Origin of the sequence: Streptomyces sp. NPDC021224 (assembly GCF_044332905.1) — a bacterium.
Lineage (GTDB): Bacteria > Actinomycetota > Actinomycetes > Streptomycetales > Streptomycetaceae > Actinacidiphila.
This window is the reverse complement of sequence record NZ_JBIRPW010000006.1, coordinates 199,572-215,395: the sequence shown is the minus strand read 5'-3', so window position 1 is coordinate 215,395 and position 15,824 is coordinate 199,572. Positions and strand designations below refer to the sequence as shown.

The 15,824-nt window shown below is 68.7% G+C and carries 12 protein-coding genes; 1 reads left to right on the top strand and 11 read right to left on the bottom strand.

Annotation, left to right across the window (positions count from 1 at the left end; genetic code table 11):
• Positions 1-104: 104 nt before the first annotated feature.
• The 11 genes from ACH4PY_RS17490 to typA form a co-directional block, all read right to left on the bottom strand.
• Positions 105-1,196 (bottom strand): ABC transporter ATP-binding protein, encoded by a 1,092-nt coding sequence (locus ACH4PY_RS17490; protein WP_398182677.1) that lies wholly within the window; start codon positions 1,194-1,196, stop codon positions 105-107.
• Positions 1,165-2,214 (bottom strand): ABC transporter ATP-binding protein, encoded by a 1,050-nt coding sequence (locus tag ACH4PY_RS17485; protein WP_398182674.1) that lies wholly within the window; start codon positions 2,212-2,214, stop codon positions 1,165-1,167. The genes ACH4PY_RS17490 and ACH4PY_RS17485 overlap by 32 nt, the downstream gene beginning before the upstream one ends.
• 19 nt (positions 2,215-2,233) lie before the next feature.
• The gene (locus ACH4PY_RS17480) at positions 2,234-3,226 is read right to left on the bottom strand and encodes an ABC transporter permease (RefSeq protein ID WP_398182669.1); all 993 of its coding nucleotides are present in this window, start codon (positions 3,224-3,226) and stop codon (positions 2,234-2,236) included.
• Positions 3,219-4,142, bottom strand: a complete 924-nt coding sequence (locus tag ACH4PY_RS17475) for an ABC transporter permease (RefSeq protein ID WP_398182665.1) — start codon at positions 4,140-4,142, stop codon at positions 3,219-3,221. The genes ACH4PY_RS17480 and ACH4PY_RS17475 overlap by 8 nt, the downstream gene beginning before the upstream one ends.
• A 112-nt stretch (positions 4,143-4,254) precedes the next feature.
• A complete protein-coding gene (locus ACH4PY_RS17470) occupies positions 4,255-5,904 on the bottom strand; it encodes an ABC transporter substrate-binding protein (protein ID WP_398182662.1) in 1,650 nt (549 codons plus the stop codon).
• A gap of 206 nt (positions 5,905-6,110) precedes the next feature.
• Entirely contained in the window at positions 6,111-7,229 is a 1,119-nt protein-coding gene (locus tag ACH4PY_RS17465) for an ABC transporter ATP-binding protein (RefSeq protein WP_398182660.1), read from the bottom strand.
• Positions 7,222-8,250: an ABC transporter ATP-binding protein gene (locus ACH4PY_RS17460; RefSeq protein WP_398182657.1), complete on the bottom strand. Its 1,029-nt coding sequence runs from the start codon at positions 8,248-8,250 to the stop codon at positions 7,222-7,224. Before ACH4PY_RS17460 ends, ACH4PY_RS17465 begins: the two co-directional genes overlap by 8 nt.
• An 11-nt stretch (positions 8,251-8,261) precedes the next feature.
• Positions 8,262-9,194 (bottom strand): ABC transporter permease, encoded by a 933-nt coding sequence (locus ACH4PY_RS17455; protein ID WP_398182653.1) that lies wholly within the window; start codon positions 9,192-9,194, stop codon positions 8,262-8,264.
• Positions 9,187-10,110 (bottom strand): ABC transporter permease, encoded by a 924-nt coding sequence (locus tag ACH4PY_RS17450; RefSeq protein WP_398182650.1) that lies wholly within the window; start codon positions 10,108-10,110, stop codon positions 9,187-9,189. The genes ACH4PY_RS17455 and ACH4PY_RS17450 overlap by 8 nt, the downstream gene beginning before the upstream one ends.
• Before the next feature lie 152 nt (positions 10,111-10,262).
• Entirely contained in the window at positions 10,263-11,927 is a 1,665-nt protein-coding gene (locus ACH4PY_RS17445; RefSeq protein ID WP_398182647.1) for an ABC transporter substrate-binding protein, read from the bottom strand.
• Between the two features lie 384 nt (positions 11,928-12,311).
• Positions 12,312-14,177 (bottom strand): translational GTPase TypA, encoded by a 1,866-nt coding sequence (gene typA, locus ACH4PY_RS17440; RefSeq protein ID WP_398182644.1) that lies wholly within the window; start codon positions 14,175-14,177, stop codon positions 12,312-12,314.
• A gap of 271 nt (positions 14,178-14,448) precedes the next feature.
• On the opposite strand from typA, the gene ACH4PY_RS17435 reads away from it, so the two are divergent.
• Positions 14,449-15,618, top strand: a complete 1,170-nt coding sequence (locus ACH4PY_RS17435) for a hypothetical protein (protein ID WP_398182641.1) — start codon at positions 14,449-14,451, stop codon at positions 15,616-15,618.
• Positions 15,619-15,824: the final 206 nt, after the last annotated feature.

The following is a 15,824-nucleotide window of genomic DNA, read 5'->3' as shown; positions in this document are numbered from 1 at the left end:
GACCCCCGTACCCGTACGGACCGCAGACCGCCGTACGGACCGCGCCGCACGGCCCCGGCGCGGTCCGTACGGCTTTGCGCGCCCCGCCCCGCGCGGGGCGGGTGTCACTCCCGGTGCTCCGGCGGGACGACGATCTTCTCCTCCGCGAAGTGGCAGGCCGACGGGTGCTCGGCCGGGCCCGCGGTGCCGCGGAAGACCTCCGGCACCGCCAGCAGCGGGTCCTCCACGACGCAGCGCTCCTGCGCCTTCCAGCAGCGGGTGCGGAAGCGGCAGCCCGACGGCGGGTCGGCGGGCGAGGGCACGTCCCCGGCGAGGATGATCCGCTCGCGGTGCTCGCGTGCCTCGGGGTTGGGTACCGGCACCGCCGACAGCAGCGCCTGGGTGTACGGGTGGGTGGGGTGCTCGTAGATCTCCGCGTCCCCGCCCAGCTCGACGATCCGGCCGAGGTACATCACCCCGACCCGGTCGGAGATGTGCCGGACGATCGACAGGTCGTGCGCGATGAACATGTACGACAGGTCGAACTCGTCCTGGAGCCGTTCCATCAGGTTGATGACCTGCGCCTGCACCGAGACGTCGAGGGCGGAGACCGGCTCGTCGGCCACGATGATCTCCGGGCGCAGCGCGAGCCCGCGGGCGATGCCGATGCGCTGCCGCTGGCCGCCGGAGAACTGGTGCGGATAGCGGTTGATGTACTCCGGGTTGAGGCCGACGACGTCCAGCAGTTCCTGGACGCGTTTGCGCCGCTCGCCCTTGGGGGCCACGTCGGGGTGGATCTCGAAGGGCTCGCCGATGATGTCGCCGACCGTCATCCGCGGGTTGAGCGAGGTGTAGGGGTCCTGGAAGACCATCTGGATGTTGCGGCGCACCGACTTCAGCGCGCGGCCCGACAGTTTGCTGATGTCCTCGCCGCGGTAGACGATCTCGCCGCTGGTGGGCTCCTCCAGGTTCATCAGCAGCTTGGCCACGGTCGACTTGCCGCAGCCGGACTCCCCCACGATGCCCAGTGTCTCGCCCGGGTAGAGGTCGAAGGTCACCCCGTCGACCGCCTGGACCGCGCCGACCTGCTTCTTGAAGATGATGCCCTGCGTCAGCGGGAAGTGCTTGACCAGGTTGCGGACCTGGAGGATCGGCTCACGGCCCGGCGAACCGGACGCGGAGGGCTCAGGCCTTGTCGGCTGCGGGGCGGTCGTCACCGATGCACTCCTTCCAGAAGTGGCAGGCGCTGGCCCGGTCCTGGCTGACCCGGTAGAGCGGCGGGATCTCGGTGCGGCACACGTCCCGCGCCATCGGGCAGCGCGGGTTGAAGGCGCAGCCGGGCGGGATGTGCAGCAGGTTGGGCGGCAGTCCCTTGATCGCGTACAGCTCCTGGCCCTTCTGGTCGACCCGCGGGATCGAGTCGAGCAGGCCCTTGGTGTACGGGTGCGCGGGGGCCCGGTAGATGTCGTGGACGGGCGAGGTCTCCACGATCCGCCCCGCGTACATCACGGCGATCTTGTCGGCGACGTCGGCGACGACGCCCAGGTCGTGGGTGATGAGGATGAGCCCCATGTTGTACTCGCGCTGGAGTTCCGCGAGCAGGTCCATGACCTGGGCCTGGACGGTGACGTCGAGCGCCGTGGTGGGCTCGTCGGCGATGATCAGCTCGGGCTCCAGCGCCATCGCCATGGCGATCATGACGCGCTGCCGCATACCGCCGGAGAACTGGTGCGGATAGCTGCGGATCCGCTCCTTGGCGGCCGGGATGCGCACCCGCTCCATCAGCTCGACGGCCTTGGCGCGGGCGTCCTTGCGGGACATACCGCGGTGGACGGTGAACATCTCGCCGAGCTGCTCGCCCACGGTGAGCACGGGGTTGAGGGAGGACAGCGCGTCCTGGAAGATCATCGCCATCCGGGCGCCGCGGACCTTGCGGCGCTCCTCGCCGCCCATCGTGAGCAGGTCCTGCCCGCGAAAGACGATCTTGCCCTGGGTGACGAAGCCCGGCGGCGAGTCCAGGATGCCCATGATGGCCTGGGCGGTGACGGACTTGCCCGACCCGGACTCGCCGAGCACCGCGAGGGTCTCCCCGGCGTCGACGGAATACTCCACGCCGTTGACGGCCTTGGCGACGCCCTCCCGGGTACGGAATTCCACGTGCAGGTTCTGCACGTCCAGCAGCGGGCCGCTCTCGGTCCCGCCGGGCTCCTTGGTCATCTCGACACTGGTGGCCATGGTGTTGTCGCTCAGCTCCTCAGCGCAGCTTGGGGTCGAGGGCGTCGCGCACCGCGTCGCCGAGCATGATGAACGCCAGGACCGTCAGGCTCAGCGCTCCGGCGGGCCACAGCAGCATGTGCGGGGCGTTGCGGATCTGGTTGGACGCGTCGGAGATGTCGATCCCCCAGGAGACGGTGGGCGGTTTGAGGCCGACGCCGAGGTAGGACAGCGTCGCCTCCAGGGCGATGTACGTGCCGAGCGCGATGGTGCCGACGACGATGACGGGCGCGACGGCGTTGGGCGCGATGTGCCGCAGCAGCATCCGGGAGTTCCCGGCCCCGAGCGCGCGGGCGGCCTGCACGTAGTCGTTCTGCCGCGCGGTGATGACCGAGCCGCGGGCGATACGGGCGATCTGCGGCCAGCCCAGCAGCACCATGAAGCCGACGACCGGCCACACCGTGCTGTTGGTGACGACGGACAGGAAGACCAGGCCGCCGAGCACCACCGGGATACCGAAGAAGATGTCGCTGATACGCGAGAGGATCGCGTCCCACCAGCCGCCGAAGAAGCCCGCGAGGCCGCCCAGGACACTGCCGAGCAGCACCACGCCGAGCGTCGCGCACACACCGACGGTCACCGAGGCGCGCGCCCCGTAGACGACCCGGGTGTAGACGTCACGGCCCTGCTGGTCGAAGCCGAAGGGGTGGCCGGGGGCCGAACCGGCCTGCGCCCGCTGGAGGTTGGCGGCGAGCGGGTCCTGGGTGGCGATGGTGCCGGGCCACAGCGAGATGAAGACCAGGAAGAGGATGATCAGCACCGAGATGATGAAGATCGGGTTGCGCCGCAGGTCGCGCCACGCGTCCGACCACAGGCTGCGCGGCTTGCCCCCGGGGCCGCCCGGTTCCTGGCCCTCGCCGGGCGCGCGCTCCAGCGTCTCGGCGTCGGAGGCGGCCAGGTCCATGCCGCCGCCGTAGCCGCCGCCGGGGGCGATGGGGCCTTGCTCGGGGTCGATCGGATTGCTGTCAGGCATAACGGATCCTCGGGTCCAGGACCGCGTAGAGCAGGTCGACCAGCAGGTTCGCGAGCAGGAAGACCAGCACCAGGATGGTGACGAAGCCGACCACGGTCGGCGCGTTGTTGCGCAGGATGCCCTGGTAGAGCTGGTAGCCGACACCGTGGATGTTGAAGATGCGCTCGGTCACGATGGCGCCGCCCATGAGGAAGCCGACGTCGGTGCCGATGAAGGTGACCACCGGGATGAGCGAGTTGCGCAGCAGGTGCCGGACGATGATGCGGCGCCGCGGCAGGCCCTTGGCAACGGCGGTGCGCAGGTAGTCCGCCCGGGTGTTCTCGGCGATCGAGGTGCGGGTCAGGCGGGTGACGTACGCCAGCGACACCAGCGCGAGCACCAGCCCGGGCAGGATCAGCTCGTTGAAGGGCGCCTCCGGCGACACCGACGGGCTGGTCCACTTCAGCTGCACGCCGAAGAGGTACTGGAGCACGTAGCCGGTCACGAAGGTCGGCACCGAGATGACGATCAGGGTGAGCAGCAGCACCCCGGTGTCGACGGGCTTGCCGCGCCGCATGCCGGTGATCACGCCCAGTGTGATGCCGATGATGATCTCGAAGATGATCGCGACGATCGTCAGCCGGATGGTGACCGGGAAGGCGCTGCCCATCAGGCTGGTGACGGACTCCCCGTTGAAGGCGGTGCCGAAATTGCCGGAGAAGATGTTCTTCATGTAGAGCAGGTACTGCTTCCACAACGGGTCGTTGAGGTGCAGCGCGTTGCGGATCTGCGCGGCGGTGGCCGGGTCGGGCGCGCGGTCGCCGAAGAGCGCGGCGACGGGGTCGCCGAGCGCGTAGACCATGAAGAAGATCAGGAACGTGCTGCCGATGAAGACCGGGATCATCTGGAGCAGCCGCCGGATCACATAGCGTCCCATACGGAGCCTTCCGGGGAGTTCCGCCGAGCGTGCCGGCCGGGGTTCGGGCCGGGGCGGGGGCCGGGGACCGCCGCCGCCGTACCGGCGGGCGCGGCGGCTCCCGGCCGCGGGGTCACTTGACCTTGATCTCGTTGTAGACCGGGACGCTGAAGGGGTTCAGCGCGACGTTCGAGAGGTTGCTCGAGTAGCCCGCGCTGCCGTTCTGGTACCACAGCGGGATCGCCGGCATGTCCTTGACCAGCTCCTTCTCCGCGTCCTGGAACTTGGACACGGACTCGGAGGTGGACGAGGCCGCGTTCGCCTCGTTGACGAGCTTGTCGAACGTCGGGCTGGAGTAGTGCGAGTCGTTCGACGAGGCGCCGGTGTAGTACTGCGGCTGCAGGAAGTCCTGGATCAGCGGGTAGTCCATCTGCCAGCCGGCCCGGAAGGGGTTGTTCATCTGCTTGCTGGTGATCCGGTTGCGGAAGTCGGCGAAGGTGCCGACCGGGGCGCCGACGCACGCCTTGTTGTTGCCCAGGGCGTTGTTGATGCTGTTGCAGATGGCATCCACCCACTCCTTGTGGGAGCCGGTGTCGGCGTTGTACGAGATGGTGATGCCGCCGCCGGGCAGGCCGCCGCCCTGCTGGATGAGCTGCTTGGCCTTGGAGGCGTTGTACGTGCACTCGTCACCGCACAGGCCCTCCTTGAAGCCGCCCGCCGAGCCGAGCACCGGGGAGGTCCAGTCGGTGGCCGGGGTGCGGGTGTCCTGGAAGATCGTCTTGGTGATCTGCGGCCGGTTGATCGCCATCGACAGACCCTGCCGGACCTTCGCCGAGTTCGCCGACGACCAGCGCGGGTTGTACAGCGGGAAGGAGATGGTCTGGATGATGCCGGCGGGCTGGTTGATGTAGCGGCTGCCGAGGTCGGCCTTGACGTTGCGCAGCTGGGAGACCGGGATGTCGTCGACGAGGTCGATGTTGCCGGCCTGGAGGTCGGTGTAGGCGGTGTTGTTGTCGGTGTAGACCCGCAGCTCCACACCGTTGTTCTGCGCCGGGTCGGGGCCCTTGTAGCCGTCCCACTTCTTCAGCTCCATCTTGGAGCCCTTGGAGTAGGACGAGATCGCGTACGGGCCGTTGCCGATCGGCTTGGCGAGCCACGCCTGCCGGTTGTCGAAGAACGCCTTCGGCAGCGGGTAGAAGGCGGCGTAGCCCAGGGTGTCCGGGAAGAGCGCGAACTTCTGGTTGAGCTTGACCTTGAACTCGGTGTCGGAGACCTTCGTCAGCCCGGACAGCGTGGTCGCGGTGGCCTTGGCGCCCGGGGCGTCCGGGTGGACCTTGTCGTAGCCGTCGATGTAGCTGAAGAAGCTCGCGTTGAGCTGGGCGTTCTTCAGCTGCGTGTCGAAGTTCCAGGCGTTGATGAAGGAGTCGGCGTTGACCGGCTCGCCGTTGCTGAACGTCCAGCCGGACTTGAGCTTGATGTCGAAGTTCTGCGCGTCCGAGCTGGTGATCGAGTCCGCGATCATGTTCTCGGCCTTGGCGGTCTTGGGGTTGTAGATCTTCAGACCGCGGAAGATCATGTCCAGCACCTTGCCGCCCTGCACCTCGTTGGTGTCGGCCGGCTCCAGCGGGTTCTGCGGGTCGCCCCAGGAGGCCCGAACGATGCCGCCGGAGCTGCCCCCCGACGAGCCGCTGCCACCACTGTCACTGCTGCTGCCGCAGGCGGCGGCGGTCAGGGCTACGACCGTCACCCCGACGGCCCACCTCACGCGCGTGGCTCCGCGCATCGTGTGCCTCCTCATGGGTCACAAATGACACTTCGTTACCCATGACACAGCAATCGGGGCAAACCCGCACTTCTGGGATTGCGTGTCGCGCCCCCAATACGCCGTAATATCCGGCAATGCCTTGGCCATACCATGACGGAACGCCAGCAGGGGCGCCCCCCGAACGGGGACGCCCCTGCTGCTTGCGCTACGGGCCCGGCGGCGGCTCAGGCCGCGCCGACCACGTCCTTCTCCTCGGCGAAGTGGCACGCGGACTCGTGCGCCGCCGGGGTGCCGGAATCGGCGAACCGGGTCGGGATCGCGAGCACGGGCTCCTCCTCCGCGCACCGCTCCTCGGCCTTCCAGCAGCGGGTGCGGAAACGGCACCCGGACGGCGGGTTGGCCGGCGAGGGCACGTCGCCCGACAGGATGATGCGCTCGCGGTGCTCGCGCGCCTCCGGGTCCGGCACCGGCACCGCGGACAGCAGCGCCTGCGTGTACGGGTGGGTCGGGTGCTCGTAGATCTCGGCGTCGCTGCCGATCTCGGCGATCTTGCCCAGGTACATCACGCCGACGCGGTCGGAGATGTGCCGGACGATCGACAGGTCGTGCGCGATGAAGATGTAGGACAGGTTGAACTCGTCCTGCAGCTTCTCCATCAGGTTGATCACCTGCGCCTGCACCGACACGTCGAGCGCGGAGACCGGCTCGTCGCAGATGATGATCTCCGGGTTGAGCGCGAGGCCGCGGGCGATGCCGATGCGCTGACGCTGGCCGCCGGAGAACTGGTGCGGGTAGCGGTTGATGTACTCCGGGTTCAGACCCACGACGTCCAGCAGGTCCTGCACCCGCCGGCGGCGGTCGCCCTTGGGTGCCGCCTCCGGGTGGATCTCGAACGGCTCGCCGATGATGTCGCCGACCGTCATGCGCGGGTTCAGCGAGGTGTACGGGTCCTGGAAGACCATCTGGATGTTGCGCCGGACGGCCTTGAGGGCCTTGCCGGACAGCTTGGTGATGTCCTGGCCCTTGTAGAAGACCTCACCGGCGGTGACCTGCTCCAGGTTCATGAGCAGCTTGGCGACCGTGGACTTGCCGCAGCCGGACTCGCCCACGATGCCGAGCGTCTCGCCCGCGTACAGGTCGAAGGACACGCCGTCGACGGCCTTGACCGCGCCGACCTGGGTCTTGAAGAGGACGCCCTGGGTCAGCGGGAAGTGCTTGACCAGATTGCGCACCGACAGGATCGGCTCGCGGTCGGCGGGCTTCACCGCCACGGCCTCGGCGGGCTTGACCAGCTCAGCCGGGGCGTCCTGGGCGGCGGGCTGCTCGGGAGTCAGCTCAGTCACCGAGGGTCTCCTTCCAGAAGTGGCACGCGCTGCCGCGCGCCGTGCCGACCGGGTGCAGCGCCGGCACATCGGTACGGCAGATGTCCTGCGCCATCGGGCAGCGCGGGTTGAACGCGCAGCCGGACGGGATACGCGTCAGGTTGGGCGGCAGGCCCTTGATCGCGTACAGCTCCTGGCCCTTCTGGTCCAGCCGCGGGATCGACTGGAGCAGGCCCTTGGTGTACGGGTGGGCCGGCTTGGCGTAGATGTCGTGGACGGGGGCGTCCTCGACGATCCGGCCGGCGTACATCACCGCGATCTTGTCGGCGACGTCGGCGACGACACCCAGGTCGTGGGTGATGAGGATCAGGCCCATGTTGTACTCGCGCTGGAGTTCCGCGAGCAGCTCCATGACCTGCGCCTGGACCGTCACGTCGAGCGCGGTGGTCGGCTCGTCCGCGATGATCAGGTCGGGCTCCAGGGCGAGCGCCATGGCGATCATGATGCGCTGCCGCATACCGCCGGAGAACTGGTGCGGGTAGTCGCCCACCCGCTCCCGGGCGGCCGGGATGCGCACCTTGTCCATCAGCTCGATGGCCCTGGCCTTGGCCTCCTTGCGGGAGGCGCCCTGGTGCACCCGGAACATCTCGCCGAGCTGGTAGCCCACGCTCAGCACCGGGTTGAGGGAGGACAGCGCGTCCTGGAAGATCATCGCGATCTTCCGGCCGCGGATCTTCCGCCGCTCCTCGCCGGACATCTTGAGCATGTCGCGGCCCTGGAAGAAGATCTCGCCCTTCGGGATCCGGGCCGGCGGCATGTCGAGGATGCCCATGATCGCCTGCGCGGACACCGACTTGCCGGAACCGGACTCGCCGAGCACCGCCAGCGTCTCCCCGGCGTTCACCGAGTAGTTGACGCCGTTCACGGCCTTGGCGACACCGTCACGGGTGTGGAACTCCACGTGCAGGTCGCGTACTTCCAGCAGCGGCGCCGTACTGGCGTCCGGTGCCGGGACGTTCGAAACATCGTCGATGACAGTCAACGTACGCCCTCCTAGCGCAGCTTCGGGTCGAGAGCGTCGCGGACCGCGTCGCCGAGCAGGATGAAGGCCAGCACCGTGATGCTGAGCGCACCGGCCGGGAAGAGCAGCATGTGCGGCGCGTTGCGGATCTGCTCGGAGGCCGAGGAGATGTCGATGCCCCACGAGACGGCCGGCGGCTTCAGACCGACGCCGAGGAACGACAGCGTGGCCTCCAGCGAAATGAAGGTGCCGAGCGCGATCGTGGACCATACGATGATCGGCGCCAGGGCATTCGGGCCGATGTGCCGCAGCAGCATGCGCGTGTGGCCGGCGCCGAGCGCCTTGGCCGCGAGCACGTAGTCCTGCTCCTTCGCGGTGATCACCGCGCCGCGGGCGATACGGGCGAGCTGCGGCCAGCCCAGCAGGATGATGAACAGCGACACGGTGGTCACCGAACCGCCCTTGACCGCGGAGAGGAAGACCACACCGCCGAGCAGGATCGGGATACCGAAGAAGATGTCGCTGATCCGGGAGAGGATCGCGTCCAGCCAGCCGCCGAAGTAGCCGGCCAGGCCGCCGAGGACGGAGCCGAGTACGGCCACGCCCACCGTGGACAGCAGGCCGACCTCGACGGAGTTGCGCGCGCCGTGGATGGTGCGGCTGTAGACGTCGCAGCCCTGCTGGTCGTAGCCGAACCAGTGGCCGCCGCTGGGACCGTTCTGCGAGTTGATCAGGTCGCACTGCAGCGGGTCGGCGTGCGCGATGGCGCCCGGCCAGATCGAGATGAAGACCAGGAACAGGATGACCAGCGACGATATGTAGAAGACCGGGTTGCGACGCAGGTCGTACCAGGCGTCGTTCCACAGGCTGCGCGCCTTGTCCCGGGCCTCGGGCGAGGGAAGGGCGGTGCCGTCCTGGGTGGTCGGGACACCGTCGAGGATCGCGGCGTCGGTGTTCTCAGGCATACCGGATCCTCGGGTCCAGGACCGCGTAAAGCAGGTCGACGAGCAGGTTCGCGAGCAGGAAGACGATCACCAGGACCGTCACGAACCCGACGACGGTCGCCGGGCTGTTGTGCACGATGCCCTGGTAGATCTGGTAGCCCACGCCGTGGATGTTGAAGATGCGCTCGGTGACGAGGGCGCCGGCCATCAGGTTGCCGATGTCCGTACCGAGGAAGGTCACCACGGGTATGAGCGAGTTGCGCAGCATGTGGTTGGTGATGACGCGGCGCCGCGGCAGGCCCTTGGCGACCGCCGTGCGCAGGTAGTCGGCGCGGGTGTTCTCCGCGACCGAGGTACGCGTCAGCCGGGCCACGTACGCGAGGGAGACGCCGGCCAGCACGAGGCCGGGCATGATCAGGTCCTTGAACGGCGCGCCGTCACCCACCGAGGGGTTCAGGATGTTCCACTTCACGCCGACGAGGTACTGGAGGACGAAGCCGGTGACGAAGGTCGGGATGGAGACCACGATCAGCGTCATGGCGAGCACGCCGGTGTCGAAGATCCGGCCCCGGCGCAGACCTGCGAACAGGCCCAGCGCGACACCGATCACCGCTTCGATCACGAACGCGACCAGCGTCAGACGCACCGTGACCGGGTACGCCTGCTTCAGCAGGTCGGTGACCGGCTGCTGGTTCCACGCCTTGCCGAAGTCGCCGGTGAAGACGTTGCTCATGTAGATCCAGTACTGCTGGATCAGCGGGTCGTTCAGGTGCAGATCGTGTCTGATCTGCGCTGCCGTAGCGGGGTCCGGCGTGCGGTCTCCGAACATGGCGGCCACGGGATCACCGAGCCCGTAGACCATGACGAAGATCAACAATGTGGTCCCGATGAACACGGGAACCATCTGGAGCAGTCGCCTGATGACGTAGCGCCCCATCTGCCCTCCAGGGATCGGGCAGACGTCGGCCGGGGCTTGTGGCCCCGGCCGACATCCACACCGCGAGCGGTTGTTTGTCAGTTCCCCCGCAAGCGTGCCCGAACGTCTCCCCTGCCGGACCCGCTCACTGCGAGTGGTTCAGTTTTCGCAGGTCAGTTGACCGTGATGTCGGTGAAGACGGGGTAGCTGAAGGCGTTCACCGTCACGTTCGACACCTTGTCGGACCAGCCGCACTGGGCGTTCTGGTACCACAGCGGGACGATCGGCATGTCCTTGAGGATCTGCGTCTCGGCCTGCTGGTAGAGCTGCGTGGACTTCGTCGTGTCAGCCTCGGCGTTGGCCTGGTTGATCAGGTTGTCGACCGTCTTGTTGCTGTACTTCGAGTCGTTCGAGCTACCACCGGTCGCGTACAGCGGGGTGATGAAGTCGTCGATCAGCGGGTAGTCCATCTGCCAGCCGGAACGGAACGGCTGCTTCATCTGGCCCTTGGTGATCTGGTTGCGGAAGTCCGCGAAGGTGCCCGTGGGGGCGCCGACGCAGGCCTTGTTGTCGCCCAGCACGTTGTTGATGCTGTTGCAGACCGCGTCGACCCATTCCTTGTGCGAGCCGGAGTCGGCGTTGTAGCCGAGGGTCATGTGACCGCCGGGCAGACCGCCGCCCTCCTGGATCAGCTGCTTGGCCTTGACCGGGTCGTACTTGACCGAGTCGCCGGCCAGCGTGTCGCTGTAACCGCCGGCCGCGCCCAGCACCGGGGAGGTGAGGTCGGCTGCCGGGGTACGCGTGCCCTGGAAGATCTTGTCGGTGATCGTCTTGCGGTCGATCGCCATGGAGACGCCCAGACGCACCTTCTCCATGCCCGGCTTGCTCCACTCCTTCTCGTACATCGGGAACGAGAAGGTCTGGATGATGCCCGCCGGCTGGTTCAGGTAGCGGTTGCTCAGGTCGCTCTTCACGTGCGACAGGTCCGCGGCCGGGATGTCGTCGAGGACGTCCAGGTTGCCGGACTGCAGGTCCGCGTAAGCGGTGTCGCTGCTGGTGTAGACCTTGAGCAGGACACCCTTGTTCTTGGGCTTGCTCGGGCCGGTGTAGTTCGGGTTCGGCACCAGCTTCATGCTCGTACCCTTTTTGTAAGAGTCGATCATGTAGGGGCCGTCGCCGATCGGCTTGGCGAGGTAGGCCGCGTGGTTCGAGAAGAACTCGGTGGGCAGCGGAGCGAAGGCCTTGTAGCCCAGGCGGTCCGGCCAGGTCGAGAACTTCTGCTTCAGCGCGACGGTGAAGGTGTGGTCGTCCACGACCTTCAGCCCGGACATGGTCTGGGCGGTCGGCTTGGCGTTCGGGTCGTCCGACGGGTGCACCGCGTCGTAGCCCTGGATGTCCGCGAAGAAGTACGCGTTGAGCTGCTTGTTGGTAACCAGCGCGCCGTAGTTCCAGGCGTCCACGAAGGACTTGGCGGTCACCGGGGTGCCGTCCGAGAACTTCAGGTCCGGCTTGATCTTGATGGTGAAGTTCTGCTGGTCCGTGCTCGTGATCGAGTCGGCCGCCTCCAGCATCGCCTTGCCGGTCTTGGGGTCGTACTCCTTGAGGTTCATGAAGATCATGTCAAGGACCTTGCCGCCCTGCACCTCATTGGTGTTGGCGGGCTCGAGCGGGTTCTGGGGGTCGCCCCACCACGCCCGGATCACACCGGCGGACGAGCTGCTCGCCTTGTCGCCGCTGCCCTTCTTGTCGCCCGAGTCGTCGCTCGAACTGCAGGCGGTCGCTGCGAGGGCGATCACGGCCGCTCCTACGACCCACTTGGCGCTCTTGGCACCGCGCATGGGTTTGCCTCCTCAGGAGTCACTGTCGATACGTGAAAGGAAGGCCGGACGCTCACTGACACCCCTGACAGCGACTACGGCCTTCCTGTGCTCGTGAGTCGGCGCTCCCCATCAGCGCGTGACCCATTGACCCGAGCTCAACTTCGTCCCACTATCGGGCACGTTTGAAGTCGGATCGACACAGGGTTGGTCTCGCTTTGGTCACATCACCAGCGAACTCGTTCCAGAATCCGGACATTATGGAACGTAGACAGACACCGGCGAATTGGGCGGTGTGACATATCTAACGGTGATTGGCGTCCGGAAAGCGGACGCTTCCCGGGCACGAATGAGGGGCCCAGGAAGCCCTGGACCCCTCACCGTTCAGTTGGCGGTCAGCAGTCGTCAGCGCTTGGCGCGGGACGCGGCGCGGCCCCGCTCCTTCTGGTCGAGAACCACCTTACGGATCCGCACGGTCTCCGGGGTGACTTCGATGCATTCATCGTCCCGGCAGAACTCCAGCGACTGCTCCAGCGACAGCAGCCGCGGCGGCACCAGGGACTCGGTCACGTCGGCGGTCGAGGACCGCATGTTCGTGAGCTTCTTCTCCTTGGTGATGTTCACGTCCATGTCGTCCGACCGGGAGTTCTCGCCGACGATCATGCCCTCGTAGACCTCCGTGGTCGGCGACACGAACAGCACGCCGCGCTCCTGGAGGTTGGTCATCGCGAAGGCCGTCACGACGCCCGCGCGGTCCGCGACGAGCGAGCCGTTGTTACGGGTGCGCAGCTCGCCGAACCACGGCTCGTGGCCCTCGAAGATGGAGTGCGCGATGCCGGTGCCGCGGGTCTGCGTCAGGAACTCCGTCCGGAAACCGATCAGGCCGCGGGACGGCACGATCCACTCCATCCGGATCCAGCCGGACCCGTGGTTGGTCATCGTCTCCATCCGGCCCTTGCGGGACGCCATGAGCTGGGTGATCGCGCCCAGGTGCTCCTCGGGCGAGTCGATGGTCATCCGCTCGATCGGCTCGTGCACCTTGCCGTCGACGTCCTTGGTGACCACCTCGGGCTTGCCCACGGTCAGCTCGAAGCCCTCCCGGCGCATCGTCTCGACCAGGATGGCCAGCGCCAGCTCACCGCGGCCCTGCACCTCCCAGGCGTCCGGGCGCTCGGTCGGCAGCACCCGCAGCGACACGTTGCCGACCAGCTCGCGCTCCAGCCGGTCCTTGACCAGCCGCGCGGTCACCTTGTGGCCCTTGCCGCCCTTGCCGACCAGCGGCGAGGTGTTGGTACCGATCGTCATCGAGATCGCCGGCTCGTCGACGGTGATGAGCGGCAGCGCGACCGGGTTGTCCGGGTCGGCGAGGGTCTCGCCGATCATGATGTCCGGGATGCCCGCGACCGCGCAGATGTCACCGGGGCCCGCGCTCTCGGCCGGCCCGCGGGTCAGCGCCTCGGTCATCAGCAGCTCGGTGATGCGGACGTTGGAGATGCTGCCGTCCCGCTTGATCCACGCGACGGTCTGCCCCTTCTTCAGGTGGCCCTGCTCGACGCGCAGCAGCGCGATACGGCCGAGGAAGTTGTCGGCGTCCAGGTTGGTGACGTGCGCCTGGAGCGGGGCCTGCTCGTCGTACGTCGGGGCCGGGACGTGCTCCAGCAGCGTGGAGAAGAACGGCTCCAGGTTGGTGCTGTCCGTCGGGACCGTGCCGTCAGCCGGCTTGGTCAGCGAGGCGACGCCGTCCCGCGCACACGCGTAGACGATCGGGAACTCGATCTGGTCCTCGTCGGCGTCCAGGTCCAGGAAGAGGTCGTAGGTCTCGTTGACGACCTCGTCGATCCGGGCGTCCGGGCGGTCGGTCTTGTTGATGCACAAGATCACCGGGAGCCGCGCGGACAGCGCCTTGCGCAGCACGAAGCGGGTCTGCGGCAGCGGGCCCTCGGAGGCGTCCACCAGCAGCACGACCGCGTCCACCATCGACAGGCCGCGCTCGACCTCGCCGCCGAAGTCGGCGTGGCCGGGGGTGTCGATGATGTTGATCGTGACCGGGTCGGAGCCGTCCTTCGGGTGGTACTTCACCGCGGTGTTCTTCGCGAGAATGGTGATGCCCTTCTCGCGCTCCAGGTCGTTGGAGTCCATCATCCGGTCGTCCAGCTGCTGGTGCGCCGAGAAGGCGCCCGCCTGCTTGAGCATGGCGTCGACGAGAGTCGTCTTGCCGTGGTCGACGTGGGCGACGATGGCGACGTTACGGATATCGTGGCGCGTGGACATGCTGGGGGGCTTCTCCCGGATCGTGGATGGCGTCGCGTTCCGGTATGACGCGCTCGCCTCGCCGGGCAGAACTCACGCCACGGCCACCTCCCATGGTACGTGCCCCACCTGATGCCGCCCGCCGGAGCACCCCCGCTGCGCGGCGCCCGCGGTGAGGGCCGTCCCGCAGGGCCCTTCCGCGTCCCCGCGAGACGGGGGACGCGGGGGCACGAGCGGGCCGACGGCGGGGGGCGGTGCCGGGCCGCGTCCCGGGGGTGCCATGATCCGGGACGTGTACACGCCATCCGCGCCGCCGCACGACGCCACCGTGCCGCCGCCCCCGCCCCCGCCCGGGCCCTCCGCCGCGCCCCCGGACGGACGCCGCAAGGTCACCCTCGCCGTCGCCGCCGTCGTGGGCGCCGCCGTCGGCGTCGCGGGCAGCGCCGACGCGCTGCCCTTCCCCGAGCGCTACTTCGTGGTCTTCGCCGCCGGGGTGCTGCTCACCGTCTCACTGCACAACGTGCTCACCCGGCTGCTGGGCCCCTTCACCGGGCTCGCGCCCGTGTACTCCTCGATCGGCGCCGGTCGGTGGCTGCTGGCCACCACCGTGGGCGGGCGGCAGCTCGTCCTGCGGCCGCTGCCGCTCCTCCTCTACAGCCCGTGCATGGTCGTGACCGACCGGCCCGGACTGCGGCGCAGGCTGTGGTGGGGCGCCCTCGTCCAGCTGCTCGTCCAGGCCGCGGTGGCCGTCGCGCTCGTCGCCGCGGGCGGCGCCGCCGCGGCGATCGGCTGGGGCATCGCCTTCCTCACCGTCCTGATCCACGTCCTCGCCCCGGGCCGGGTCACCAGCCCCGCCTGGCGGCTGCTGCGGCTGCCCTTCGGGACGGAGGACGCCAAGCTCGACGAATGGCGGGTCGACGACGCCACGCTCGCCGCCACGCGGGCGGCGGGCGCCGGGCGGATCGACCTCATGCGGGACGCGCTCGCCGCCGCGCCGCCGTCCGACGCACCGCGGCGGCTCCACCTCACCGCGGTGCTCGCCCTCGCCGAGGGCCGCGCCGCGGAGGCCGCGCGTACGGCGGTGGACCTCCACGCGCGGTCCACCGCGCCCTCGCTGCGGGCCGGGGCGCTCTCCCTCTACGCCGCCGCGGTCAGCGACGGGGTCCGCGCCGGGAGCATCCCCGCCGAGCAGGGGCTGCCGTACTTCGCGGCGGCGATGAACGGGCTGCGGGCGACGGCGCCCGCGGCCGTGCGGCGGACGGACCTCGCGGCCCGCGAGGCGTACTTCCAGGGGCGGCTGCCGCTGGCCGCGAAGCTCGCGGCGCGGGCCGCGGCGAACGCGCCGGAGGCGCTGGCCCGTGCCGGGGCGCTGGACACGCTGGCCGCGGTGCATGCTGCCGCGGGGCGGCAGTCGGAGGCGGCCCGCGCCTACGCCCGGGCGGCGGCGCTCCTCCGCGTCTGACCCGTCCGGGGGCCGCCGGGTACGCCCCGGGGTGCCCCTTGCGGTTCGCCGCGCGACCTTCCGCCCGGTGGGGGCTTGTCGCGCAGTTCTCCCACGCCCCTTGTCTGTCGCCCTGCGCGGCAGAAGCGAGCCCCTACCGCGCAGGGTGAGCGTTTTCAGGGGCGCGTGGGGGCACCCCCCGGGCGGAGCCTGGGGGAGAACGGAGC